General features: G+C 60.8%; 22 protein-coding genes. 16 read left to right on the forward strand and 6 right to left on the reverse strand.

Features of this window, described 5'->3' with window-relative positions; translation table 11 throughout:
- Positions 1-39: 39 nt before the first annotated feature.
- Positions 40-1,158 (reverse strand): dTDP-4-amino-4,6-dideoxy-D-glucose aminotransferase VioA, encoded by a 1,119-nt coding sequence (gene vioA, locus M1E04_RS08230; RefSeq protein WP_369318572.1) that lies wholly within the window; start codon positions 1,156-1,158, stop codon positions 40-42.
- 354 nt (positions 1,159-1,512) lie between these two features.
- Between vioA and M1E04_RS08235 the strand changes: the two genes are divergently transcribed.
- Together M1E04_RS08235 and M1E04_RS08240 are read left to right on the forward strand one after the other, a co-directional pair.
- Positions 1,513-2,754, forward strand: coding sequence for a glutamine synthetase family protein (locus M1E04_RS08235; RefSeq protein WP_456293164.1), 1,242 nt, complete (start codon positions 1,513-1,515; stop codon positions 2,752-2,754).
- Between the two features lie 54 nt (positions 2,755-2,808).
- Positions 2,809-4,287 (forward strand): MFS transporter, encoded by a 1,479-nt coding sequence (locus M1E04_RS08240; RefSeq protein ID WP_192130014.1) that lies wholly within the window; start codon positions 2,809-2,811, stop codon positions 4,285-4,287.
- Positions 4,288-4,537: 250 nt separating this feature from the next.
- On the opposite strand, the gene M1E04_RS08245 is transcribed toward M1E04_RS08240, so the two are convergent.
- The 4 genes from M1E04_RS08245 to flgA all read right to left on the reverse strand — a co-directional run bounded on the left by M1E04_RS08245 (position 4,538) and on the right by flgA (position 7,127).
- On the reverse strand, positions 4,538-5,278 hold the full coding sequence (locus M1E04_RS08245) for a flagellar brake protein (RefSeq protein WP_141695117.1): 741 nt from the start codon (positions 5,276-5,278) through the stop codon (positions 4,538-4,540).
- Positions 5,279-5,360: 82 nt separating this feature from the next.
- Complete coding sequence (locus M1E04_RS08250) at positions 5,361-5,828, reverse strand: flagella synthesis protein FlgN (protein ID WP_065987254.1); 468 nt, start codon at positions 5,826-5,828, stop codon at positions 5,361-5,363.
- 49 nt (positions 5,829-5,877) lie between these two features.
- Positions 5,878-6,195 (reverse strand): flagellar biosynthesis anti-sigma factor FlgM, encoded by a 318-nt coding sequence (gene flgM, locus M1E04_RS08255; RefSeq protein ID WP_065987255.1) that lies wholly within the window; start codon positions 6,193-6,195, stop codon positions 5,878-5,880.
- 170 nt (positions 6,196-6,365) lie between these two features.
- Complete coding sequence (gene flgA / locus M1E04_RS08260) at positions 6,366-7,127, reverse strand: flagellar basal body P-ring formation chaperone FlgA (protein WP_192130015.1); 762 nt, start codon at positions 7,125-7,127, stop codon at positions 6,366-6,368.
- 73 nt (positions 7,128-7,200) lie between these two features.
- Here flgA and M1E04_RS08265 point away from each other — a divergent pair, with 73 nt between their 5' ends.
- The 7 genes from M1E04_RS08265 to M1E04_RS08295 all read left to right on the forward strand — a co-directional run bounded on the left by M1E04_RS08265 (position 7,201) and on the right by M1E04_RS08295 (position 15,101).
- A complete protein-coding gene (locus tag M1E04_RS08265; protein ID WP_065987256.1) occupies positions 7,201-8,133 on the forward strand; it encodes a chemotaxis protein CheV in 933 nt (310 codons plus the stop codon).
- A 44-nt stretch (positions 8,134-8,177) separates the two neighbouring features.
- A complete protein-coding gene (cheR, locus tag M1E04_RS08270) occupies positions 8,178-9,005 on the forward strand; it encodes a protein-glutamate O-methyltransferase CheR (RefSeq protein ID WP_065987257.1) in 828 nt (275 codons plus the stop codon).
- Between the two features lie 1,144 nt (positions 9,006-10,149).
- Complete coding sequence (gene flgB / locus M1E04_RS08275) at positions 10,150-10,557, forward strand: flagellar basal body rod protein FlgB (protein WP_065987259.1); 408 nt, start codon at positions 10,150-10,152, stop codon at positions 10,555-10,557.
- A gap of 3 nt (positions 10,558-10,560) precedes the next feature.
- Entirely contained in the window at positions 10,561-11,004 is a 444-nt protein-coding gene (gene flgC / locus M1E04_RS08280; RefSeq protein ID WP_065987260.1) for a flagellar basal body rod protein FlgC, read from the forward strand.
- A 15-nt stretch (positions 11,005-11,019) separates the two neighbouring features.
- Positions 11,020-11,745, forward strand: a complete 726-nt coding sequence (locus M1E04_RS08285) for a flagellar hook assembly protein FlgD (protein WP_065987261.1) — start codon at positions 11,020-11,022, stop codon at positions 11,743-11,745.
- Between the two features lie 28 nt (positions 11,746-11,773).
- The gene (gene flgE, locus M1E04_RS08290; protein WP_065987262.1) at positions 11,774-13,108 is read left to right on the forward strand and encodes a flagellar hook protein FlgE; all 1,335 of its coding nucleotides are present in this window, start codon (positions 11,774-11,776) and stop codon (positions 13,106-13,108) included.
- A gap of 256 nt (positions 13,109-13,364) precedes the next feature.
- A complete protein-coding gene (locus tag M1E04_RS08295) occupies positions 13,365-15,101 on the forward strand; it encodes a flagellar hook protein FlgE (protein WP_456292744.1) in 1,737 nt (578 codons plus the stop codon).
- Between the two features lie 372 nt (positions 15,102-15,473).
- On the opposite strand, the gene M1E04_RS08300 is transcribed toward M1E04_RS08295, so the two are convergent.
- Entirely contained in the window at positions 15,474-15,653 is a 180-nt protein-coding gene (locus M1E04_RS08300; protein ID WP_065987264.1) for a hypothetical protein, read from the reverse strand.
- Between the two features lie 271 nt (positions 15,654-15,924).
- On the opposite strand from M1E04_RS08300, the gene M1E04_RS08305 reads away from it, so the two are divergent.
- The 7 genes from M1E04_RS08305 to M1E04_RS08335 all read left to right on the forward strand — a co-directional run bounded on the left by M1E04_RS08305 (position 15,925) and on the right by M1E04_RS08335 (position 24,410).
- A complete protein-coding gene (locus M1E04_RS08305) occupies positions 15,925-16,665 on the forward strand; it encodes a flagellar basal body rod protein FlgF (RefSeq protein ID WP_065987265.1) in 741 nt (246 codons plus the stop codon).
- A 47-nt stretch (positions 16,666-16,712) separates the two neighbouring features.
- Positions 16,713-17,501 (forward strand): flagellar basal-body rod protein FlgG, encoded by a 789-nt coding sequence (gene flgG / locus M1E04_RS08310; RefSeq protein ID WP_065987266.1) that lies wholly within the window; start codon positions 16,713-16,715, stop codon positions 17,499-17,501.
- A 97-nt stretch (positions 17,502-17,598) separates the two neighbouring features.
- A complete protein-coding gene (flgH, locus tag M1E04_RS08315) occupies positions 17,599-18,312 on the forward strand; it encodes a flagellar basal body L-ring protein FlgH (protein ID WP_065987267.1) in 714 nt (237 codons plus the stop codon).
- A 13-nt stretch (positions 18,313-18,325) separates the two neighbouring features.
- Positions 18,326-19,435: a flagellar basal body P-ring protein FlgI gene (locus M1E04_RS08320; RefSeq protein ID WP_065987268.1), complete on the forward strand. Its 1,110-nt coding sequence runs from the start codon at positions 18,326-18,328 to the stop codon at positions 19,433-19,435.
- A gap of 11 nt (positions 19,436-19,446) precedes the next feature.
- Complete coding sequence (flgJ, locus tag M1E04_RS08325) at positions 19,447-20,754, forward strand: flagellar assembly peptidoglycan hydrolase FlgJ (RefSeq protein ID WP_296308964.1); 1,308 nt, start codon at positions 19,447-19,449, stop codon at positions 20,752-20,754.
- A gap of 10 nt (positions 20,755-20,764) precedes the next feature.
- A complete protein-coding gene (gene flgK, locus M1E04_RS08330; protein WP_456292745.1) occupies positions 20,765-22,807 on the forward strand; it encodes a flagellar hook-associated protein FlgK in 2,043 nt (680 codons plus the stop codon).
- A gap of 13 nt (positions 22,808-22,820) precedes the next feature.
- Positions 22,821-24,410: a flagellar hook-associated protein 3 gene (locus tag M1E04_RS08335; protein WP_065987271.1), complete on the forward strand. Its 1,590-nt coding sequence runs from the start codon at positions 22,821-22,823 to the stop codon at positions 24,408-24,410.
- Positions 24,411-24,481 lie beyond the last annotated feature (71 nt).

A 24,481-nucleotide genomic window follows, 5' to 3' on the forward strand; every position in this document is an offset into this window, starting at 1 on the left:
CTCATGGGTGCGGACCGGCGATGTGAATGTGGGCGCGGCTCAGCGGTGCTCGGCCAGCACCGTCTGCATGATCGCGATAATGCGGGCGAATTCATTCGGGGTCAGGCTATCGAAGATCGGCAGGCATAGAACCCGATTCGACACATCGCTCGCCACCTGCAGGCGGTCCGGTTTGGCCGACTCCAGGCTGCGGTACATCGGGAACGACGAGATCAGCGGATAGAAATAGCGCCGGACCAGAATGTCCTGCTCGCGAAAGCGCTCGAACAAGGCGTCGCGGCTGATGGGGAAGGCGTCGCTCACCAGCACCGGGAAGTAGGAATAGTTGTGGTGCTCGCCGGGGCTCCAGAGCAAATCGATGCCGGGTATCTGCGTCAGGGCTTCACGGTACATCGTGTCGATCTGCTTTCTGCGTTCCAGCGCGCCGTCGATGTAGTTGAGCTGCAACAGGCCGAACGCGGCGTTGATCTCGCTCATCTTGCCGTTGATGCCGGGGGCGACGACGGTCACTTCATCGGCAAAACCGAAGTTCTTCAGGTAATCGATGCGCTTTTTGGTCTTCGCGTCGGGGCAGATGATCGCGCCGCCTTCGAAGGTGTTGAAGACTTTGGTGGCGTGGAAGCTGAGCACCGACAGGTCGCCGTTGCGCAACAGGCTCTGCCCCTGGTGCTGCACACCGAAGGCGTGAGCGGCGTCGTAAATCACCTTCAGGCCATAACGGTCGGCGATCTGCTGAATGCGGTCGACGTCACACGGCATGCCATAGCAATGCACCGGCATGATCGCGGTGGTTGCCGGGGTGATGGCCTCTTCGATGCGGTCTGGGTCGAGGTTGAAGGTGCCCGGCGCGATGTCGACGAACACCGGTTTGAGCCCGTTCCACAGCAGCGAATGGGCGGTGGCGACAAACGAGTAGGGCGTGGTGATGACTTCGCCAGTCACGCGCAAGGCCTGCAATGCGGTCAGCAGCGCCAGTGTGCCGTTGGAAAACAGGCACAAATGATCGACGCCCAGGTACGCAGCCAGGTCCTTCTCCAGCTTTTCATGGAACGGGCCTGCGTTGGTCAGGCGCTTGCTGTCCCATATCTGCTGCAGATAAGGCATGAACTCTTCCAGCGGCGGCAGCAAAGGCTGGGTGACCGGGATCGTTTTACTCATAAGCTTCCTGTGCTCTCTGACGCGCTGCGGGCTGTGCTCGTGGACGCACGGCGGAACGCCCGCGCTGTGTTGGCTGGCGTCGTCGAACGCTCGCCGTCATCGAAATGGCGTTTGCGGCGCTATGGCACCGAAAAAGCAAGAACCCGGCCAACCCGCCGTGCTGCAAAGATGCGCTTGATATTCCGAACGCCCGACGCTTATTTTGTACGCCTTGCCGCACTGCGGCGTGCCCCACGAAAAAGGATTTGAGTCATGAGCAGCGATGACCACCATTCACTCGCGCAGCGACTGATGGGCATTGATGAAATTGAATGCGTCACGCCGGATCTGAACGGCGTGCCACGAGGGAAGGTGATGTCCGGCGAGGGCTTTCTCGAAGGCCGTCGGTTGCAGCTGGCGCGGGGTGTGCTGCTGCAGTGCATCATGGGCGGCTACCCGCCGTCGAAATTCTACGGCAGCGACGACGGCGACCTGGCCCTGATCGCCGACCCGCAGCAGACCCATCGTCTGCCGTGGAGCGATGAGCCGCGCGCCCTGGCGATCTGCGACGCCGACGAACTCGACGGCCAGCCGTCACCGCTGTCCACCCGCGGTCAGCTCAAATCGGTGATTGCCCGCTATGCCTGCCATGGCTGGTCACCGGTGGTGGCGACCGAACTGGAATTCTTTGTCTTCGCGCCCAACTCCGATCCAAGCCAGCCCTTCCAGCCGCCGGTCGGTCTGGACGGTCGTCGCGAAGACGGCCAGTCGGCGTTCAGCATCACTTCCAACAACGGCCTGAGGCCGTTCTTCAAAGAGGTCTATGCCTGCATGGCGGCGCTGGGTCTGCCCCGCGACACCGTCATGCACGAGATGGGCGTCAGCCAGTTCGAGATCAATCTGCTGCACGGCGACCCGCTGTTGCTGGCCGACCAGACGTTCCTGTTCAAGCACATGCTCAAGGAGGTCGCGCTCAAGCACGGCTTGATCGTGGTGTGCATGGCCAAGCCGCTGGCGCACACCCCCGGCAGCTCAATGCACATCCACCAGAGCGTGGTCGAGACCGCCACCGGCCGGAACATCTTTAGCGACGATCAGGGCGAGGCCACCGAGCTGTTCCATCACTTCATCGGTGGGCAGCAGGCGGCGATGGCCGACTTCACCGCGCTGTTCGCGCCGAACGTCAATTCCTATCAGCGCCTGTGCCATCCGTTTGCTTCGCCGAACAATGCTTGCTGGTCCCACGACAACCGTGCGGCGGGCCTGCGCATTCCGGCCAGCGCACCGGTCGCCCGTCGGGTCGAGAACCGTCTGCCCGGCGCCGACGCCAACCCGTATCTGGCCATTGCGGCCAGTCTGGCTGCGGGGCTTCATGGTATTGAGCACAGGCTCGAACCGTCGCCACCGATTCAAGGTGAGTTCGTCGTGCCCGATAATCTGTCGTTGCCATGTACCTTGCACGCTGCCTTGGAACGTCTGACTCGCAGCACGTTGGCCAAGGAACTGTTTGGTGCCGAATTCATCGAAGGCTACGTCGCGTCGAAGACCCTGGAACTGACCAGCTTCTTCAACGAAATCACCCCCTGGGAGCGCCGCGTTCTGGCCGCTCAGGCTTAAGAATCGCTGTTCGGAAATCCTCTGAAATCGAGGGTTTCCGTCTTTTGGAAAGCTATGCGCCAAATCTGGAAGTCCTTTCGAGCGCTGTATTTTGCCTCGCTGATGATGTTGATCGGCTCGGGCCTGCTCAGCACCTACCTTGCCTTGCGTCTGGCCGCCGATCAGGTCGATGGCCTGTGGGTCGGTGCGTTGATGGCGGCGAACTATGTCGGTCTGGCCCTGGGCGGCAAGATCGGCCACCGGCTGATCGGCCGGATCGGGCACATCCGTGCGTACGCCACGTGCGCCGGTATCGTCGGCGCCGCGGTGCTGGGCCACGGGCTGTTCGACTATCTCCCGGCGTGGATCTTCCTGCGGATGATCGTCGGCCTGGGCATGATGTGTCAGTACATGGTCATCGAGAGCTGGCTCAACGAGCAGGCCTCGCCCAAGCAGCGCGGTACCGTGTTCAGCCTTTACATGATCGCCTCGTACCTGGGGCTAGTGCTCGGCCAGCTGATTCTGGTCATTCACCCGCAGCTCGGCCCTGAACTGCTGATGCTCGTGGCGATGTGCTTTGCGCTGTGCCTGGTGCCGGTGGCAATGACCCGCAGCATTCACCCGGCGCCCATGCACCCGGCACCGCTGGAGCCGCTGTTCTTCATGCGCCGTGTGCCGCAGTCGCTGACCACGGTGTTGAGCGCCGGCATGATCATCGGCTCGTTCTACGGCCTGGCGCCGCTGTATGCCGCGCAACAGGGACTGTCCACCGAGCATGTCGGTCTGTTCATGGCCAGCTGCATCGGCGCGGGCCTTATCGTGCAAGGCCCGCTGGGCAAACTCTCGGACCGCTATGACCGTGCCTGGCTGATCCGTGGCGTCGCCGGCTTGCTGGTGCTGGCATCGCTGCCTCTGGCGATCCTCCCGAGTGTGCCGATGGAGCTGCTGCTGGCGGTGGGTTTCCTGGCATCCCTGCTGCAGTTTTCGCTGTACCCGTTGGCCGTGGCGTTTTCCAACGACCACGTCGAAGGCGAGCGGCGCGTGTCGCTGACCGCCATGCTGCTGATGACCTATGGCGTCGGCGCGAGTATCGGCCCGCTGGTGTCCGGCGTGCTGATGAAGATGTTCGGCAGCAACATGCTCTATGCCTTTGTCTGCTTCGTGGCGCTGGTGCTAGTGCTGCGTATCCGTCCGAAAGCCGTCACCAACCTGCACCAGGTCGAAGACGCCCCGCTGCACCACATTGCAATGCCCGACAGCATGTCCAGCTCGCCGCTGGTGGTCGCCCTTGACCCGCGTGTGGATGAACAGGTGGTGCAGGATCAGATGCAGGACGTTGAGCCCGAGCCAGAGGTTTCGTCAGAGGTTGCGCCGGATGCGGCGGCCGATGCAGAAGTACAGCCAGAGATGGTGGAGCGGGTTGTGGCGTCGGGTGAGGGCGTTGTGCGGCCGGTGGCGATTATGGATGAGGAAGTGGCTGCTGAACCTGATGCGGCTGGGCCGGAGGAGGCGGTTGAGGTGCGTCGGGATGTTGGGGTGGATCGGCCTTTGTGATGGGGGGGCGGTCCCTCCCGAGACCGCCGCGACACCGCAAAACCGAGGGTGGCCACGAGGACGTCTTCCCGGCTGAGCCGGTCCCACTGTCACACCGCGTCCCCTCAGTAGGACTGGCTTTAGCCGGGAAGGCATCCTTCGTTACACCGCAAAATTGAGGGTGTACTCAAGCGTCTATTCCCGTCTGAGGACGGTCCTGCTTCACCCGCCGGCACGCCCTGAAACACGCCAGCCGAGCCACCGACAACGGTCAGAAATCGTCGTCTTTGTCGAAGCGTCGCGCTTCGCGCTGCAGTTGATACACAAAACGCTCGACCTGGCGCTGCACCAATCCACTCATGTTGTGAAAGCGCACACCGGCGAATGTAGTGTTGATTCTTTCTTCGAAGTGCAGATGGCGCAGTTCCACCGGGGTGGTCATGTTGCCGAAGGGCAGGGAAGCGATGAACCGCTCATAGACCTGACCCAATTGCATGCGCTCCGAGACATCGCCTTCAAACCGTAGCTTGCAGCCGGTGGCGGAGACATCCAGCAGCTTGCCGCGCAACGGGAATTTAAGCCGGTCGCCACCGATCTCGACATCGATCAGGGACGCGAGCTTGAGCGCCGCGCGGAACGCGTTGCGGCGCTGGTGATAAACGACTTCTTGAGGCAGAGGCCCGCGATAGCTGCGCGGCTCTGCAATGACGGTCAGTTGGTCTTTGCTTTCCCAGGCGATGCGCACGCCGTCGTGAAAGCCTTCTACCCGGAAGGGCTCACCGCTGGCGAGGAAACGCTCACCGTCACGGGGGATCATCTCGTCGAAAATCATCTCGTTGGTGTCGCGATTGACGTCGATCACGTAGCTCTGAAACCGCTGGGTGCGCTCGTGAAACGTGATGATCAACGGGTCATGACTTTCCATCAGCAGCCGCAGATTGGCGGCGATTTCCAACGGGGTGGTCAGTACCTTCGGGGGCTGCGGAACATCTTCCGCGCTTGAGGCATTCACGGTCTATCCATCTCCAGGCAAATAACGGCAGCGTTCAGCGTGCGGCATATTGCCATCACGGTGCGCACCTTGATACAAGAACTTACGCCTGGCTGAGCGGACGTGGCCTGGCCTTGCCCGACGTCGAACCGCGGCTGTCATACAGCGTCGGGGTATCGCCGCCGTTGAGAATCCTCAACTGCTGTGCCGTGGTGAGTTGCTGGAGCTGGATAAGGCTGCCGTTCTGTTCGTTGGCGGCCTGGCATTCACTCATCAGTGTGCTGAGTTCATCACCTGCGGTTAACAGGGCTTCACCCACTGACGAATGTTTCGCCACTTCTTCGAGTCCCGCACGATTGGCGGGCAGACCCAGGCTGGTCATCAGCTGGGTACGTCGGCGTCCATGCTGCTCGAGCACGATCACCAGCGCCTGTTTCTGCGCCAGGATGTGTTCCATCTCGACCATATTGCGCCCGTGAAGCGCCACTGACTCGGCCTTCAGGATGTCCAGCAGATGCCGGGTTGGCGCAATGTCGTCCGTGATCAGTTGAAGCAATGTAGTGTCTTGCATCGCATGCCCTGGTGTTTAAGCGTCCAGAAGCCCCTGCGCAGACCTGGGGCTAGCGCTGGGCTTCGAAGTTAAGCAGTTTGCTAGCAACACGATTGCTGTCGACCTTATAGCTGCCGTCGGCGACCGCCTGCTTCAACTCAGCCACACGGGCGCTGTTGACGACAGGCTGATCACGCAACGAATCACTGATCTTCTGCAACTGTTGAGCTTCGCTGCTCAAATGTACTGCCTCACCACTGCCGGGCACGCTCGAGGTGCCGCTGACCGCTGCCGTAGCTTCGGTTTTGCTGGCTTCCTTGGTGCTGGCCGTACGTGTTGTACCGCCAACGGGAGTGGAGCTATTCAAACGATTGAAGTCGATGACCATGATTGAAAAACCTCTGGGTTCTAGGACGCTTGCCTTGGTTTCGGCCATACCCGGAATAACTTTAGGGCTCGCGCGAAAACAGTCTCGAATGGACGTCGCGCGGAGCACTGGGGTTCCGAGTGTAGGAAAAGCGCAAGCGCAGCGCCAGAGGTCTTACCTTCACATGTGGGTTACATAGCAACCTCAACTTGCCCGGGCGCAACGATGTTGGCCTTGATCACCCGTTGCGAATTGAGGTTCTTCACCCGTATTTGCTCGTTGAAACCGCCGTCGGACAACGCCTCGCCCGGCATGCGCACGCTCATTGAGCCGCTGCGCGCGCTGATGACGACCTGATCGCCCTTGTGGACCATTTGCGGTTGGTCGAGATGGACGGGCGTCAGGATCTGGTCGATGACCGTTGGTCGGACAACTTTCTGCCCGACTGCCTGATCGACTGAATCCAGGAAGCCTTGCCCCAGCAGGCTCACGTCACGTTCGCGCAGCGCCACATCGTTTTCAGTCACGATCGCGTCGCGCTTCATTGGCCGCACGGCCGTGACCACATTGCGGTAAAGATGGACCTGGGCCGGCACGAACACCGTCCACGGCGAGGTGCCTTCGCAACGTATCTTCACGGTGACGCGGCCGATGGGCTGGGCCGGGCTTTCCAGTGATGCTGTCAAATCCTTGTCACACAGCGGCATACGCAGACGCGGATCCAGCTGCTTGACTTCGATCTCGTAGCGGCCGGCGGTTTGGTTGGTCGACATGTAGTCTTCAACTGTGAATTCAAGAAAGCCCTGGGTCACGCCGATAAGTGTTTCAGGCAGGGTCATGTTGTCTGCGCGGCTCAGGCTGGCAGCACACAACAGACACAGCGCGACCAGCACGCAGAGAAAGCTGCGGGTTGCGGGTGCCGGGCGTCGGGATACTGTCGTTTGTGTGTTCATGATGAGTAAATAGCAAGGCCCGTGCCGCTTACCGATCCGGTAGCGCAATTGGTCGTTTTGGGAGGAGTGGTGCATGGCTGGTGTGATGGATTCAGTAAACCAGCGCACTCAACTGGTAGGGCAGAACCGCCTTGAACTGTTGCTGTTCCGGTTGGATGGCAAGCAGTTGTATGGGATCAACGTGTTCAAGGTAAAAGAGGTGCTTCAGTGCCCGAAACTTACCCACATGCCCAAATCCAGTCCGATTGTGCGCGGAGTGGCAAACATTCGTGGCGGGACCATCCCGATCCTCGATCTGGCATTGGCGACCGGCGGCAAGCCGCTGTCTGACATTGCCAATTCATTCGTGATCATCACGGAGTACAACACCAAGATTCAGGGCTTCCTGGTGCATGCGGTGGAACGCATCGTCAACATGAACTGGGAAGACATTCATCCGCCGCCCAAGGGCACGGGCCGCGATCACTACCTCACGGCGGTGACGCGTCTCGACAATCAGTTGGTGGAGATCATCGACGTCGAGAAGATCCTCGCCGAAGTGGCGCCGGTCTCCGAGAACATCTCGGTCGGCGTGGTCACGGCGGAGGTGCAGCACAAGGCGTTGTCCTTGCGCGTGTTGACGGTCGATGATTCCTCGGTGGCGCGCAAACAGGTGACGCGTTGCCTGCAAACCGTCGGCGTGGAAGTCACGGCGTTGAATGACGGTCGTCAGGCACTCGATTACCTGCGCAAACTGGTGGAAGAGGGCAAGAAGCCTGAAGAAGAATTCCTGATGATGATTTCCGACATTGAAATGCCGGAGATGGATGGCTATACCCTCACTGCGGAGATTCGCAGCGACCCGCGCATGCAGAAGCTGCATATCGTGTTGCACACCTCGCTGTCGGGCGTGTTCAACCAGGCGATGGTCAAGAAGGTCGGCGCTGATGATTTCCTGGCCAAGTTCCGGCCGGATGATCTGGCGGCGAGGGTAGTGGATCGTATCAAGGCGGCGGATATCAGCTGAGGAGGGATTTTCCTCCTTGCTGTTCACATGATTTGAGGGGCGGCATGTCTACAGGTAATTTGGATTTTGATCAGTTCCGGGTATTCCTGGAAAAAGCCTGTGGCATTTTGCTGGGTGAAAATAAACAGTATCTGGTCTCCAGCCGCCTCAACAAGTTGATGGAGCAGCAGTCCATCAAGTCGTTGGGCGAGCTGATCCAGCGTATCCAGACCCAGCCGCGCAGTGGCTTGCGCGAGCAGGTGGTCGACGCGATGACGACCAACGAGACGTTGTGGTTTCGCGATACGTACCCCTTCGAGGTGCTGAAGAACAAGGTCTTGCCTGAGGCGATGAAGGCCAGCCCCAACCAGCGTTTGCGCATCTGGTCGGCGGCCTGTTCTTCGGGGCAGGAACCGTATTCGCTGTCGATGTCGATTGATGAGTTCGAGCGCAGTAACCCGGGGCAGTTGAAGTCGGGTGTGCAGATTGTGGCGACGGATTTGTCGGGTTTGATGTTGAACAATTGCAAGACAGGTGAGTACGACAGTCTGGCCATCGGCCGGGGTTTGTCGCCGGACCGTCTGCAGCGTTTCTTCGATCAGAAGACGCCAGGGCGCTGGACGGTGAAGGCGCCGATCAAGAGCCGTGTGGAGTTCCGTTCGTTCAATTTGTTGGACAGTTATGCGGCGTTGGGCAAGTTCGATATCGTGTTCTGTCGGAACGTGCTCATTTATTTTTCGGCGGATGTGAAGAAGGACATTCTGTTGCGCATTCATTCGACTTTGAAGCCGGGGGGGTATTTGTTCCTTGGGGCGTCTGAGGCGTTGAACGGGTTGCCGGATCACTATCAGATGGTGCAGTGCAGTCCCGGGATTATTTATCAGGCCAAGTGATTGGCTGCGCTTTTGATTTGATGAGAACCCCGCTTAGGCGGGGTTTTTTGTTTTGTGTTGGCGCTGTAGGTCATCTGCCTAACGGCAGATATTTCGCCTTCGGCGAGTTACTTGGAAAAGCACCCCAAGTAACCAAGGGTGCTTGCTCCTGGTTGGGTTCCTCCTCCGTCGGAATACCCTCACTCCGGTCTCGCTCCGTGGGCCCGCGCCGAACGGACATCCATGTCCTGACGGCGCTCTCGCCGCATCCCTGCGGCTCGGCCCACTGCGCGAGACCTGCGTTCAGCCTGCACCCAAGTCGCGTTTTGCGGTGTTTGAGCCTTTTGTGTAAGAAGATCAAAAGCGCTTTAAAACAGATCAACAGCTTCCCGGCTAAAGCCGGTCCTACGACGTGCGCGCCGTGTCAGAGATATCTGATCGTTCCCACGCTCCGCGTGGGTATGCATCCCGTGACGCTCTGCGTCACTTCCACGGCCTGAATGTGCGTCGTCTGCGGGACGCGGAGCGTCCGGAGCGGCATTCCCACGCGGAGCGAGGGAACGATCAGTCTCGTGGCGTGCCCTCTGACGTCTTCCCGGCTAAAGCCGGTCCCACTAAAAGCACGCGGTGTATTAGTAGGACCGGCTTCAGCCGGGAAGCCTTTGATCTGCTCTTGATCTTCGTGCACAGCCAGCCCAGACGACGACAATCGCGACTTGGGTGCAGGCCGAACGCAGACGACGCGCAGTGGGCCGAGCGGCATGGATGCCGCGAGAGCGCCGTCAGGACATGGATGTCCGTTCGGCGCGGGCCCACGGAGCGTCGTCGGAGTGAGGGAACCCCGAGATACGAGGGGCCTAACCAGGAGCAAGCACCCTTGGTTACTTGGGGTGCTTTTCCAAGTAACTCGCCGAAGGCGAAATATCTGCCGTTAGGCAGATGCTGTTAACCGGTCAGCAGGGCCGAGCACGGACCCATGTAACGGCAAAAAAACGGCACCGCCCTTGCCGCTTTTCTCCCATCGAGCGGAAATCCCTTGCCGCTTTTCTGTCATCCCCCAACACCAACACCCCTGCAGCCCGCTAAAAACGGCACTTTCAGCAAGTGGCACGCACCTTGCTATAACTCCTGCACGTACATCTGGTCAGCCCTCAAAGGTCCCGACATGAGCATCAGTTTTGAAAACGCCCTCGGCATCCACGAAAAAGCGCTCAACTTCCGCGCCCAGCGTGCTGAAGTGCTGGCCAACAACATCACCAACGCCGACACCCCCAACTACAAGGCCCGTGACCTTGACTTCTCCAAAGTCCTGGCCGCCGAAAGCGACAAAAGCAAAAACGGCCACTTCGCCCTCGACATGACCAACAGCCGTCACATCGAAGCCGAAGGCATGAGCGATGGCGAAGCCAGCCTGCTCTACCGCACCCCGTCGCAGCCGTCGCTGGACCAGAACACCGTCGACTCCCAGGTCGAAAATGCCAACTACGCCGAAAACGCCATCGGTTTTCAGGCCAGCTTCACCTTGCTCAACAGCAAATTCAAAGGGCTCGTTGCAGCCCTGCGCGGAGAGTAATCCATGTCCCTGTCCAGTGTTTTCAATATTGCCGGTAGCGGCATGAGTGCCCAGAACACTCGTCTCAACACCGTGGCCAGCAACATCGCCAACGCCGAAACCGTGTCCTCCAGCATGGACAAGACCTACCGCGCCCGCCATCCGGTGTTCGCCACGGTCTTCCAGGGTCAGGAATCCGGCGGCAGCGCCTCGCTGTTCGAAGACCAGGGCCAGGCCGGCACCGGCGTACAGGTTTCCGGCATCATCGAAGACGCCTCAAACCTCGAAGCACGTTACGAGCCAAACCACCCCTCGGCTGACAAAAACGGCTACGTCTATTACCCGAACGTCAACGTCGTCAACGAGATGGCCGACATGATCTCGGCCAGCCGTTCGTTCCAGACCAACGCGGAAATCATGAATACCGCGAAAACAATGATGCAGAAGGTCCTGACCCTGGGTCAGTGATAAAGGGCGAAATCCATGACGGTCTCAAGCACAGACGCTACCTCGACGTTCCTCAAAGGGCTGCAAAGCACGACCCCCGGGACCACAGGCACTAGCACCAAATCCAGCACCGACACCAGCAGCCTCACCGGCTCAAGTTCCCTGGGTAAGGATTCATTCCTGCAATTGCTCGTGACGCAAATGCAGAACCAGAACCCGCTCGATCCTCAGGACAACAGCGAGTTCGTGGCCCAGCTGGCTCAGTTCAGCAGCCTGGAAACCATGCAGAACCTGAGCACCTCGGTCGACTCGATCAGCACCATGTATCAGTCGTCCCAGGCGTTGCAGGCCTCGTCGCTGGTTGGCCGCTCGGTGACCGTGGACGCCGGTTCGACCTACGTCGACACCAGCAAGGCGATGACAGGTTCGGTGGTGCTGCCATCGTCCAGCACCGACACCACGGTGAAGGTCTACGACAGCACCGGTACCAACGTCGTGCGCACCATCGACTTGGGCACTCAAGCGTCCGGTACCACCTCCTTTAGCTGGGATGGCACGGATGACAGCGGCGCAGCGGTGGCAGCGGGCAATTACAGTTTCGTCGCCAACGGCAGCCTCAACGGCACCGCCACTCAGCTGAGCACCTATCTGCCGGCGACAGTGAACAGCGTGACCATGGGCACAACGGGCTCTGACATGACGTTGAACCTCGCCGGCGGCACCCAGGTGGCACTGGCAAAAATCAAGCAAATCGGAATTTAGAGCCGACTAGACGGCGCAGGAGTTAATCATGTCTTTCAATGTTGGTCTTAGTGGGCTCTACGCCGCAAACAAAAGTCTGGACGTCACCGGCAACAACATTGCCAACGTCGCGACCACCGGTTTCAAATCTTCCCGTGCGGAGTTTGCTGACCAGTACGCCCAATCGATTCGCGGCACCTCCGGTAGCACCAATACCGGCAGTGGCGTCACCACCGCCGCCGTTTCTCAGCAGTTCACCCAGGGCACGCTGAACACCGGTACCGGTCGCAGCCTGGACCTGGCGATCAACGGCAACGGCTTCTTCATGATGAGCAACAACGGCGAGAAGCTCTACACCCGCGCCGGTGCATTTCACACCGATTCCGATGGCTACATCGTCAACGAATCGGGCAACAATCTGCAGGGCTACAGCGTTGACGGTCAGGGCAATGTCGCCACGGGCGTGCTGAGCAACCTGCGCGTCGATTCGTCGAACCTGGCGCCGAAAAGCACCAGTTTGATTACCGTCGCCTCCAACCTGAACTCCTCGTCGACCGTGCCGACGGTGTCGACATTTTCGCCGTCGGACACCAGCAGCTACACCACGACCTACAGCACGCCGATGTACGACAGTCAGGGTAACCAGCACACCCTCGACCAGTATTTCGCGAAGACGGGCACCAATACCTGGACCATGTACAGCCTGGTCGATGGCCGCAGCATCAACGATCCAACGTCCACTACCGCTGACGCGACCGCAGTGACCTTCGATTCGTCGGGTGGCTTGATCACCAGCGGTACCGGCAGTCCGGACACCACCAACTCGCCCAACGTGAGCATTGGTACGGACGGTGTTTTCTCCATCAACAACTGGGTGCCGGCCGCCAAGACAACTGTTGGCAGCACCACCACCTGGGCGAGCAATGGTGCGGCCGCGAACGCGGGCGGGATCAAGCTCAACATGCTGGCGACCACCCAGACCAACGCCGTGTCGGGTGCGATCAGCAAGACCCAGGACGGTTACGCCACCGGCCAGATCACGGCCATGAACATCGACGCCACCGGCAACATGTTCGCGACCTACACCAACGGTCAGTCCAAGGTGATCGGTCAGGTGTCGCTGACCAACTTCGCCAACGTTCAGGGCCTGTCCCCGGCGGGCGGCACCAACTGGCGCGAATCGGCTTCGTCGGGCATCCCGGTCACGGGCGCTCCACAGTCGGGTACGCTGGGTTACTTGACCGGGCAGGCGCTGGAAGAATCCAACGTCGACCTGACCGGTGAGCTGGTCAACCTGATCAAGGCGCAAAGCAACTACCAGGCAAACGCCAAGACCATTTCGACCCAGAGCACCATCATGCAGACCATCATTCAGATGACCTGATAACGGTCGCTGGACACGGTCAACGAAGCCCCTCTCTGAGGGGCTTTTTTTATGGTTTTTTTTTGACGGAAATATCGAGAGCCATCCCACTCTACAACTGGAAACTTCCTACTTTCGTCTTTGCGAGAATCAAGTTCGCTGACAAATAAATGCCATTGAGCGGCGCCGTTTATGCGGCCCGTTCGATTGCATTCCTTTGCCCGCGATCTCGATGCATTGACGAGCGTGTCGTTGAACAACGACTCAGGGAGTGTTCATGTCATTCAACACAGCGGTTTCAGGTTTGCACGCGGCGCACAAGCGCATGGAAGTGGCCGGCAACAACATCGCCAACGTCCACACCTCCGGTTTCAAATCCTCTCGCGCCGAATTCTCGGCGGTCTATTCCTCCTCTATGCTCGGTGGCAGCCGCACGGCCTCGGGGGATGGGGTGCAAGTGGCCAACGTTTCGCAGAATTTTGCCCCCGGCGGGGTCATCACCAGCGAGGGCAGGGCGCTCGACATGCGCATTCAGGGCAGCGGTTTTTTTGTCATGAGTGACGCCGGTTCCATCAGTTACGGCCGGTCCGGGGCGTTCATCAAGGATGCGCAGAATTTTGTCGTCGACGCCCACGGCAGCCGCTTGCAAGGCTACGGGGTGACAGACGCCGGGGAGGTGATCAGCGGCGTTCGTACGGATCTGAAGATCGACGCGGCCGACATGTCGCCCAAGGCCACGGGCAAGATGGAGCAGACCCTCAACCTGAACGCGGCGTCGGCGTCACTTGGCGCCCTCCCGCGGTTCGATCCTGGCGACCCGACCACCTACACCCGGGTTACCGGGCGGCTGATTCAGGACGCCGGTGTTCCGCCAACGGATCACGAGCTCAAGCAGTACTTCGTCAAGACTGAAGACGACAACTGGACGTCGTACATTCTCGTTGACGGCGTCAATCCGCTGGACCCCACCAGCACCGCGCCGCTGGAGATCGGTTTGCAGGTGTCTGCGGCGGGGAGGCTTTCGCTCACCGGCCCGACGGCGGCGGTGAAGATGATTTCCGACACCGAGTTGTCCCTGCAGACATGGCGCCCGGCGGTGAACGTCAACGGCACCTGGACCGCAAGCCCCGCGCCGTCTCCAGGACCGATCTCACTGCCGTTGCTGGGCGGCGGCCTGCCCGTGCTCGACCCGGCCGATCCGCTCATGCCGCGGCCCGTGCCGACCTTCAATCCTGCGGACATCACCACCTACACCAAGGCGTCCACCTATGGCGTGTTCGACAGCCTCGGCATGCGCCACGAAATGACCCAGTATTTTGTCAAAGACGGCAGCAACAGCTGGAAGATGCATACGCTGATTGACGGGCGCAACCCGCAGGACCCGACCAGCACGGCGCCCTCGACGGCGAGCATGCTGTTCGACTCCGGCGGCTCGCTGCAATCGCTGATCGGCAGTCAATGGCTGACCGCCGCCAACAACACCCTGACCCTCGAAGGCTGGGTGCCGGCCAAACCGCTGGACGGCAACAAACCGGGCGGGCGTTGGGGCGCGAACGGCGCGGTTGGAAATGCCGACGGGATTGTCATGGACTTCAACAAGATCAGTCAGCACAACGCCGCCACGGGCAGCATCAACCCCGTCATCGACGGCCACGCAGCGGGGCAGGCCACCCAGCTGACGATCGACAAGAGCGGCATGCTGATGATCGGGTTCAGCAATGGTCTGCACCGCAACGTCGGCCAGGTCATGCTCGCCAGTTTCGCCAACAATCAGGGGCTGCAGCCGGTCAGCGACACCCGCTGGGTCGAAACCCTGGCCTCCGGCGTCGCCAATTACGACATGCCGGGTGTCGGCACCTTGGGCAGTGTCATCGGGCACTCGCTGGAGGGCTCCAATGTCACGTTGACCAATGAACTGGTCGAGCTGATCCAGGCGCAGACGGCTTATCAGGCGAACTCGAAAACCCTGTCGACGGAGGCGGAACTGATGCAGACGTTGATACGCGCGACCTGATTGCGCGCCCGCCGAAAATCACGATGTTGGAATGAACCTCGGCAGCCTCACCGGCCTCTTCCCGGCTGAAGCCGGTCCTACAAAAGCTGTGCGCAATCAGTGAGATTGGGTGTGAACGCTAACGTAGGACCGGCTTTAGCCGGGAAGGCGGCGTGTCGGGCGGTTGATTCATCACAGACAAACCGCCTTCGCGAGCAAGCTCACTCCCACAATCAATCCCGGCAGCCCAGCCGGCCTCTTCCCGGCTGAAGCCGGTCCTACAAAAGCTGTGCGCAGTCTGTGAGATTGCGTGTGAACGCGAACGTAGGACCGGCTTTAGCCGGGAAGGCGGCGTGTCAGACGATCAGTCCGTCACGGTCCAAACGAAACAACTCAAATCGAGCAATCCGACTTCACATACGCGGCGCTGATCCGCGTCCAGCCTTCGCCGGGACTGGTCTGGGCGCAGACCGTGCGGTGGGCGCCTTGCCAGAGGAAATAAGGTGCCGGCGCCGCCCAGGCGGCAAACGAGCAGGCAATCAATGTAAGGAGCAGGGCGGTGCGCAGACCCATGACGGTTTTCCGTAGTGACTGAAGCGAATTCACAAAACGCTGCAAGTTTCGCACCCCATGGAGAGTTTTCTGGCGCTCGCTGCCGTCGATTTGCAGGAAACCGGCGGTCCGCTGTCGCGCAGCGGCTCAAACCGGATCCCAGTCCGACAAATCCGGCCGGAATCATTGAAGAATCAACGCTTTGTATCACCGCTGAAAAACTGGTTCGATTATTGCTATGACCTGTTCAGTACAGCTACAGGCGGCAAGCGTCTGTCGGAGGAGGAAGACTGTGGACAAGTTGCTATACGTGGCCATGAGCGGAGCGTCGGAAAACGCCATCGCCCAAAAGGCCCATGCCAACAACCTGGCGAACGTTTCGACCAACGGGTTTCAGCGCGACCTCGAGCAGGCGCGCTCAATGCCCGTGTTCGGCGAGGTCAACCCGTCCCGGGCGTACGCCATGAGCGAACGTCCCGGGACCGACTTCAGCCAGGGCGCGATGGTCGACACCGGTCGTGATCTGGACGTCGCCGTCAAAGGCAACGGCTGGATGGCGGTGCAGACAGCCGACGGCGGTGAAGCCTACACCCGCACCTCCAGCATGAACATCGACGCCCTCGGCGTGTTGCGTGATGGCAATGGTTTGCCGGTCATGGGCAACAGCGGGCCGATTGCCGTGCCTCCGCAGCAGCAGATCGAGATCGGCGCCGATGGCACCATCAGCGTTCGTTCGCTGGGTGAGAGCCCGCAGGTCATGGCCCAGATTGACCGCATCAAGCTGGTCAAGGGCGACCAGACCACCATGGAAAAAGGCCCTGACGGTCTCATGCACACCAAGAGCGGCAGGCCGGCCCAGGCCGATGCCGACGTGCAGGTCGAGTCCGGGTTTCTGCAGGCCAGCAACGTAAACGCCGTTGACGAGATGACCTCGGTGCTGGCGCTGTCCCGCCAATTCGAACTGCACATCAAGATGATGAAGACCGCCGAGCAGGATGACGAGTCGATGGCTCGCGTCTTGCAAATGGGCTAATGACTGACAGCTTGCGCCGATAAACAGGCGCTCGAGGAGATTCAAACATGCTTCCGGCACTCTATGTTGCTAAAACCGGTCTGGCCGCCCAGGACACCAACCTGACGACCATTTCCAACAACCTGGCCAACGTTTCGACCACCGGTTTCAAAAGCGACCGCGCGGAATTCCAGGACTTGCTCTACCAGATCAAGCGTCAGCCAGGCGCCCAGTCCACTCAGGACAGCGAGCTGCCATCGGGCCTGCAACTGGGTACCGGTGTGCGCATCGTCGGCACCCAGAAAAACTTCACCGCCGGCAGCCTGCAGACCACCAACCAGCCGCTGGACATGGCGGTCAACGGCCGCGGTTTCTTCCAGATCCGTCAGCCTGACGGCACCTTGGCGTACACCCGCGACGGTACGTTTCACCTGGACAGCAACGGCCAGATCGTGACCGCCAACGGCTACGCACTGGAGCCGGCGATCGTCGTGCCGCAAGACTCGCAGACCTTCACCGTTGGCGAAGACGGCACCGTGTCGATCACCACCTCGGCCAACACCGCGACCCCACAGATCATCGGCAACGTGCAGACCGCCGACTTCATCAACCCGGCCGGCCTGCAATCCCAGGGCGGCAACCTGTACCTGGAAACCGCTTCCAGCGGCGCTCCGCAGGTCGGTACTCCGGGCCTCAACGGTCTGGGCGTGGTCAAGCAGAACACCCTGGAAAACTCCAACGTCAGCACCGTCGAAGAACTGGTGAACATGATCACCACCCAGCGTGCCTACGAGATGAACTCCAAAGTGATCTCGACCGCTGACTCGATGCTCCAGTACGTGACCCAGAACCTGTAAGCCGCTCTTGAAACGCCTGATGTCCTGCTGTGAAACACCTGATCAATTACGAGGGGCGCCTGAAAAACGCCTGCTACACCGCGAGGTTTTAAGTGTCATGAAACGGCTCTCTGTATTGCGGCTTTCCCTGTTGGCAGCTCCTGTGTGCGGTATCGCGCTGCTGACCGGCTGCGTTGCGCCTGCGGCCAAACCCAATGACCCTTATTACGCGCCGGTGTTGCCGCGCACGCCGCTGCCTTCAGCGGCCAGCAACGGATCGATTTATCAGGCCGGTTTCGAGCAAAACCTGTATGGGGATCGCAAGGCTTATCGGGTCGGCGACATCATCACCATCACGCTCTCCGAGAAGATGGCCGCCAGCAAAGCCGCCAGCTCCGGGATCAGCAAGACCAGTAAAACCAGTCTTGGCCTGACCTCGCTGTTTGGCGCTGGCGTCAGCACCAACAACCCGGTCGGTGGCGGCAATCTCAGCCTGGACGCCGGCTACACCGGCGACCGCGCCACCAAGGGCGACGGCAAGGCCGCGCAGAGCAACAGCCTGACCGGCTCGATCACCGTGACCGTCGCTGACGTCATGCCCAACGGCATTTTGCTGGTGCGCGGCGAGAAGTGGATGACCCTGAACACCGGTGACGAACTGGTGCGCATCGCCGGCCTGATTCGCGCCGACGACATCGCCACCGACAACACCGTGTCGTCGACCCGTATCGCCGATGCACGCATCACTTATTCCGGTACAGGCGCGTTTGCCGATTCCAGTCAGCCAGGCTGGTTCGACCGATTCTTCCTCAGCCCGTTGTTCCCTTTCTGATAGCGGGATAGCCATGATCACGTTCAAGCAACTGATAGCGGCAGCGCTGCTGTTCACCACCGCACTGGGCGCCCACGCCGAGCGCCTGAAGGACATCGCCAGCATTTCCGGCGTACGGACCAACCAGTTGATCGGTTACGGTCTGGTGGTGGGGCTCAACGGCACGGGTGACCAGACCACCCAGACGCCGTTCACCCTGCAGACCTTCAACAACATGCTCTCGCAGTTCGGCATCAAGGTGCCGTCAGGTTCTGGCACCGTGCAGCTGAAAAACGTCGCGGCCGTGGCCGTGTACGCCGACCTGCCGCCGTTCGCCAAGCCGGGTCAGCAGATCGACATCACCGTGTCGTCCATCGGTAACTCGAAAAGCCTGCGCGGCGGTGCCTTGTTGATGACCCCGATGAAGGGTATCGACGGCAACGTCTATGCCGTGGCCCAGGGCAACCTGGTGGTCGGCGGCTTTGATGCCGAAGGTCGCGACGGTTCGAAGATCACCGTCAACGTGCCGTCTTCCGGTCGTATCCCGGGCGGCGCATCGGTTGAACGTGCCGTGCCGAGTGGCTTCAACCAGGGCAACTCGCTGACCCTGAACCTCAATCGCAACGACTTCACCACCGCCAAGCGCATCGTCGACAAGATCAACGACATGCTCGGCCCTGGCGTTGCTCAAGCGCTGGACGGCGGCTCTGTGCGGGTGACCGCGCCGCTGGACCCCAACCAGCGTGTTGATTACCTGTCGGTGCTGGAGAACCTGGAAATCGATCCGGGCCAGACCTCGGCCAAAGTCATCATCAACTCGCGGACCGGCACCATCGTTATCGGCCAGAACGTCAAGGTCTCGCCGGCAGCCGTCACCCACGGCAGCCTGACCGTGACCATCACTGAAGATCCGGTGGTCAGCCAGCCGGGCGCGTTCTCCAACGGCCAGACCGCTGTGGTCCCGCGTTCGAAGATCAACGCCCAGCAGGAAATGCACCCGATGTTCAAGTTCGGTCCGGGCACCACGCTGGATGAAATTGTCCGAGCGGTTAACCAGGTGGGCGCAGCGCCAGGCGACTTGATGGCGATTCTCGAAGCACTGAAACAGGCTGGCGCTTTGCAAGCCGACCTGATCGTGATTTAAGAGGCAGACTCATGAGCATTCCAAGCGGCGGCACGACTGTCTCAAAGGCAGGTTCAGGTGATTCAGGGGCGTATACCGACCTCAACCGTCTGACTGCCATGAAAACCGGTGATCGCGACAGCGAGGGCAACCTCAAGAAAGTCGCGCAGGAATTCGAGTCGCTGTTCGTCAGCCAGATGCTCAAGGCCATGCGTTCGGCCAACGAAGTGCTGGCCAAGGACAACCCGATGAACACCGCGGCGACGCGGCAGTATCAGGACATGTACGACCAGCAACTGTCGGTGAGCATGTCGCGCGAGGGTGGCGGTATTGGTCTGCAGGACGTGCTCATGCGTCAGCTGTCGAAAAACAAAGGCGCCGACATCGCGCCGGCCAGCACCGGGCTTGTCGCCGGCGGCAAAACGGAGGCGAAGGCCGACGGCAAAGCCGACGCGCCTGCACAGGCCGGCCTGGCCACGCGCATTGCCCAGCGTCCGCTGTGGGCCACCCGTTCGGTGACCGCGCCGGAGGCCGGCGACGGTACCGTGCATAGCGACGTGGCGGCGCTCAATTCCCGTCGCCTGTCGCTGCCGAGCAAACTCAGCGACCGCATCATGGCCGGCATCGTCCCGAACACCGCCACCGCCGCCGGCCAGGACGCGAGCACCAGCGCTACCACACTGAAGAACCGCATTGCCGTCTCCAATGCCGTGGCCGCCGCGAAAAGCGCAGGTTCCAAGGAAAATGGCGACTGGACGGTCGGGCCGCAGTACGCCGCCGACGCCGACGCTTATGTGCGCAGCCGCGTGCAGACGCCGCTCGCGCCGGGCAAGAGTGCATTCGCCAACCGTGATGACTTCGTCGCCACGATGATGCCGCTGGCCAAGGACGCCGCTGCGCGCATCGGTGTCGATCCGAGCGTGCTGGTGGCCCAGGCGGCGCTGGAAACCGGCTGGGGCAAATCGATCATGCGTCAGTCCGATGGCGGCAGCAGCCACAACCTGTTCGGCATCAAGGCCCAGGGCGGCTGGAAAGGGCCGGAAGCCCGCGCCATCACCAGCGAGTTCCGCGACGGCCAGATGGTCAAGGAAACCGCGGACTTCCGCGCCTACGACTCGTACGCCAGCAGCTTCCACGACCTGGTGAGCTTCCTGCAGAACAACAATCGCTATCAAGAAACCCTGAAATCCGCCGATAACCCGGAACAGTTTGTGAAAGAGCTGCAGAAGGCCGGCTACGCAACCGACCCGTCTTATGCCAGCAAGATTTCTCAGATAGCGAAACAGATGAAGAGTTACCAGACCTACGCATCCGCCTCGGGCTCTTCCACGACTTTATAAGGTTTGAACCATGTCACTGATCTCAATCGGGCTTTCGGGACTCACCGCCAGCAGCGCAGCATTGACGACGATCGGCAACAACACGGCCAACGTCGACACGCAGGGCTACTCGCGTCAGCAAGTGATGACCGCCGCCGGGGCTCAGCAGAACATCGGCGTCGGTTTCATCGGCACCGGTACGACGTTGTCCGACGTGCGCCGCATCTACAACGGCTACCTCGATAACCAATTGCAGACCAGCACATCGCTCAACGCCGACGCCACCGCGTACCTGAGCCAGGCCAGCAAGCTCGACTCGATGCTGTCCGACAGCTCGACCGGCGTGAGCACGGTGCTGGCGAAGTTCTTCACTGACCTGAGCGCTCTGGCGTCCGGGCCGACTGACACGGCTGCGCGCACGACATTTCTGACCAGTGCATCGGCGTTGGCCGGTCAGTTCAACACCATCTCGGCGCAGATGAAGGACCAGAACGCCAGCATCAATACCCAGCTGACCACGGCAACAGGGCAGGTGAATGCACTGGCGTCGTCCATTGCCGTCCTCAACAAGCAGATCACCGAGACCCAGGCTTCCGGCGGTCAGCCCAACACGCTGCTCGATTCGCGGACCGAGGCGGTACGTCAGCTCAATGAACTGGTCGGCGCCAAGGTCGTTGAAAACAACGGCAGCTATGACGTGTACATCGGCACCGGCCAGCCGCTGGTCACCGGCACCACCGCCAATATCCTGAACGCCGTGCCCAGTGACAGCGACCCCAGCGTGTATGCGCTGAAACTGAAATATCAGAACAACGAAGTTGATGTCTCCAGTGTGGTAACCGGTGGCTCGCTTGGCGGGTTGCTGCGTTATCGCAGCGACGTGCTGCAGCCGGCCGCCAGCGAGCTGGGCCGTCTGGCGGTGGTCGCTTCCGACCAGATCAACAGCCAGCTCAACCAGGGCGTGGACGCCAACGGCAACTTCGGCAGCAACCTGTTTATCAGCGTCAATGACCCGAGCCTGACCAGCCAGCGCAGCCTTGCCAACACCACCAACGATCAGTCCTCGGGCAACTTCGCGGTGTCCATTGCCAACAGCGGCGCGCTGCAGACCAACGATTATCAGGTGACCTTCACCGATGCCAGCGGCCAGTACAGCGTCAAGCGGCTGCCGGACGGCAGGGACATGGGTTCGTACAACACCAGCGCCACCACTGCGCCGGTCATCGACGGCTTCTCGCTGAAATTCAATGGCACCTCCACCGAGGGTGACAGCTTCAAGATCAGCCCGACCAAGACCGGTGCCGACGGTATCAAGGTGGTGATGACCGACCCGAAAGCCATCGCCTCTGCCAGTCCGCTGACCGGCAGCTCCATCGTGAGCAAAGGCTCGGGCACGTTCACCCAGCCTGTCTTGTCGACCCAGGCCGACATCTACAACCCGACCGCGACGGCCGACCTGCGAAACGCGCTCACCGCCTCGACGCCGATGCGTTTGCTCATGGGCGATGTCACCAACGGTGCTCAAGCCTATTCGCTGGTCGATGCGCAGGGCGCGGCGGTCAAAGACAAGTCCGGCAATGCAATCAAGGGGTCGATTGTTCAAGGCCAGTCCAACGACATCAGCCTGGAAGTGGGCTACACCGACTCGTCGGGCACCGCGCAGTCGTTCAAGTTCGGCATGACCCTCGCCGGCTCGGCCAACAGTGGCGACACCTACAGCATCTCCATGACCGGCGCCGGGTCTCTGGACAACCGCAACGCGACCTCGGTCGGTACCCTGCAGACCAAACAGACCCTCGACAGCGCAGCCGGCAATGGCACGGGCATGAGCCTGAGCGGCGCCAACGCCAACATGATTACCACCGTCGGCAGCAAGGCGGCGCAGGGCAAGAATGATTCGACGGCCACCACCGCCGTCCTTACCCAGGCCAAGAGTGCGCGCGACAGCGTTTCCGGTGTTTCGCTGGATGAAGAAGCCGCCAACCTGGTCAAGTATCAGCAGTACTACACCGCTTCGTCGCAGATCATCAAAGCCGCTCAAGCCATTTTCAGCACGCTGATCAACAGTCTTTAAGGAATCGTAATCCATGCGTATCTCAACGACCCAGTTTTACGAAACCAGCGCCACGAACTACTCGCGCAGTTACGCCAACGTCACCAAAACCGGTGACGAAGTGGCCAGCCAGGTCAAGCTCAACACCGCCGGCGATGATCCGGTCGGCGCGGGCCGTGTGCTGCAGTTGCAGCAGCAGGGCACGATGCTCAATCAGTACAAATCCAACATCGACACGATCAATACCACCGTCGTGCAGACCGAGACGGCCTTGACGTCGATCACCTCGGCGATTCAGCGCGCGCAAGAGCTGGTACTGGGGGCGGCGAACACCTCGTTCACCGACAAGGACCGCCAGGCCAACGCCTCCGAGCTCAAGGAGTTGCAGGGGCAGATTCTCGGCCTGATGAACAGCCAGGACGCCGACGGCACCTACCTGTTCTCCGGGTCCAAGGGCACCACCGCGCCATACGCCGTCAGCTCCGACGGCACCTACAGCTATCAGGGCGACCAGACGCGCAACCTGCTGGCCGTTGGCACCGGCATCTCCATGGCCAGCAACACCACCGGCTGGGATGCATTCGAACAAGCGACCAACACCACGCGCACCTCAACGACCCTGGTCGCTGGCGCGGATGACGGCGTGATCTCGTTGTCCGGCGGCAGCGTCAGCAATGCTGCCACCTACGACACCAGTTTCACCGCCGGTCAGCCTTACAAGATCTCCTTCACCAGCAGCACGGCCTATACCATCCTGGACAAGAACAACCAGGATGTGACAGGTGAGGCGTCGGCTGCGGGCAAGTTTGCGTCCACCAATTCGGCGAACCAGGCCATCACCTTCCGGGGCCTGGAACTGAACCTGAACATCAACCTGACCAAAGATCAGTACGCAAGCACCAGCGCCGCCGACGCGGCCGTCAAGGACCACACCTTCCAGCTGGGTGTTTCCCCCAGCACCGTGAGCACCTCGCGTCTGCCGGCCAACACCTCGACCGATGTGATCACCAGCTCGGTGGTGACCGATCAGGCCGCGTTCGACAAAACCTTCCCGTCGGGCGGCGCTGTCGTGCGCTTCACGGATGCCACCAACTTCAATCTGTACGCAGCGCCCTATGACCCGGCGACCAGCAAAGCGGTGTCCACCGGCACGCTGAGCGGTAACACGGCGACGGCCTCCGGCGTGACGTTCACCTTCAGCGGCACGCCGCCGGCGATGGCGGCAGGTGACCAGTTCACCGCGCAGTCTTCGACCCAGCAAAGCCAGAACGTGCTGAACACCTTGTCCAAGGTCATCACGGCGCTCAACGGCAAGGTCGATGGCGACCCGATTGCCCAGCAGAAACTGCAGGCCACGATGACCTCCACCATCGGCAACCTGAAAAGTGCGGCCGAGCAGATCATCAATGCCACCAGCGAAGGCGGTGCCCGGGCCAAGACCGCGACCGATCAGAGCGTGACCAACCAGACCATGATCGACAACGGCACCACCGAATCGGGCACGATCACCGCGTCCGACCCGGTCGATGCCATCGCCCGTCTGACCCTGCAGAAAACCATGCTGCAAGCCTCGCAGCTGGTGTTCACCCAACTGTCCGCGCTGAACCTGTTCAGCAAGCTGTAATCGGCCCAGCGGCGCGCGACACCTGACCAACAGGTGTCGCCACCGTTGAGCGTCAACCGTATTGTCAGCGG

The organism is Pseudomonas sp. AK106 (genome assembly GCF_053903055.1).

Bases quoted from the DNA above. Each gene is read 5' to 3' on its own strand.
- vioA (WP_369318572.1), bottom strand. From the start codon at position 1,158: ATGAGTAAAACGATCCCGGTCACCCAGCCTTTGCTGCCGCCGCTGGAA.
- M1E04_RS08235 (WP_456293164.1), top strand. From the start codon at position 1,513: ATGTCCGGCGAGGGCTTTCTCGAAGGCCGTCGGTTGCAGCTGGCGCGG.
- M1E04_RS08240 (WP_192130014.1), top strand. From the start codon at position 2,809: ATGCGCCAAATCTGGAAGTCCTTTCGAGCGCTGTATTTTGCCTCGCTG.
- M1E04_RS08250 (WP_065987254.1), bottom strand. From the start codon at position 5,828: ATGCAAGACACTACATTGCTTCAACTGATCACGGACGACATTGCGCCA.
- flgM (WP_065987255.1), bottom strand. From the start codon at position 6,195: ATGGTCATCGACTTCAATCGTTTGAATAGCTCCACTCCCGTTGGCGGT.
- flgA (WP_192130015.1), bottom strand. From the start codon at position 7,127: ATGAACACACAAACGACAGTATCCCGACGCCCGGCACCCGCAACCCGC.
- M1E04_RS08265 (WP_065987256.1), top strand. From the start codon at position 7,201: ATGGCTGGTGTGATGGATTCAGTAAACCAGCGCACTCAACTGGTAGGG.
- cheR (WP_065987257.1), top strand. From the start codon at position 8,178: ATGTCTACAGGTAATTTGGATTTTGATCAGTTCCGGGTATTCCTGGAA.
- flgB (WP_065987259.1), top strand. From the start codon at position 10,150: ATGAGCATCAGTTTTGAAAACGCCCTCGGCATCCACGAAAAAGCGCTC.
- flgC (WP_065987260.1), top strand. From the start codon at position 10,561: ATGTCCCTGTCCAGTGTTTTCAATATTGCCGGTAGCGGCATGAGTGCC.
- M1E04_RS08285 (WP_065987261.1), top strand. From the start codon at position 11,020: ATGACGGTCTCAAGCACAGACGCTACCTCGACGTTCCTCAAAGGGCTG.
- flgE (WP_065987262.1), top strand. From the start codon at position 11,774: ATGTCTTTCAATGTTGGTCTTAGTGGGCTCTACGCCGCAAACAAAAGT.
- M1E04_RS08295 (WP_456292744.1), top strand. From the start codon at position 13,365: ATGTCATTCAACACAGCGGTTTCAGGTTTGCACGCGGCGCACAAGCGC.
- M1E04_RS08300 (WP_065987264.1), bottom strand. From the start codon at position 15,653: ATGGGTCTGCGCACCGCCCTGCTCCTTACATTGATTGCCTGCTCGTTT.
- flgG (WP_065987266.1), top strand. From the start codon at position 16,713: ATGCTTCCGGCACTCTATGTTGCTAAAACCGGTCTGGCCGCCCAGGAC.
- flgH (WP_065987267.1), top strand. From the start codon at position 17,599: ATGAAACGGCTCTCTGTATTGCGGCTTTCCCTGTTGGCAGCTCCTGTG.
- M1E04_RS08320 (WP_065987268.1), top strand. From the start codon at position 18,326: ATGATCACGTTCAAGCAACTGATAGCGGCAGCGCTGCTGTTCACCACC.
- flgJ (WP_296308964.1), top strand. From the start codon at position 19,447: ATGAGCATTCCAAGCGGCGGCACGACTGTCTCAAAGGCAGGTTCAGGT.
- flgK (WP_456292745.1), top strand. From the start codon at position 20,765: ATGTCACTGATCTCAATCGGGCTTTCGGGACTCACCGCCAGCAGCGCA.
- M1E04_RS08335 (WP_065987271.1), top strand. From the start codon at position 22,821: ATGCGTATCTCAACGACCCAGTTTTACGAAACCAGCGCCACGAACTAC.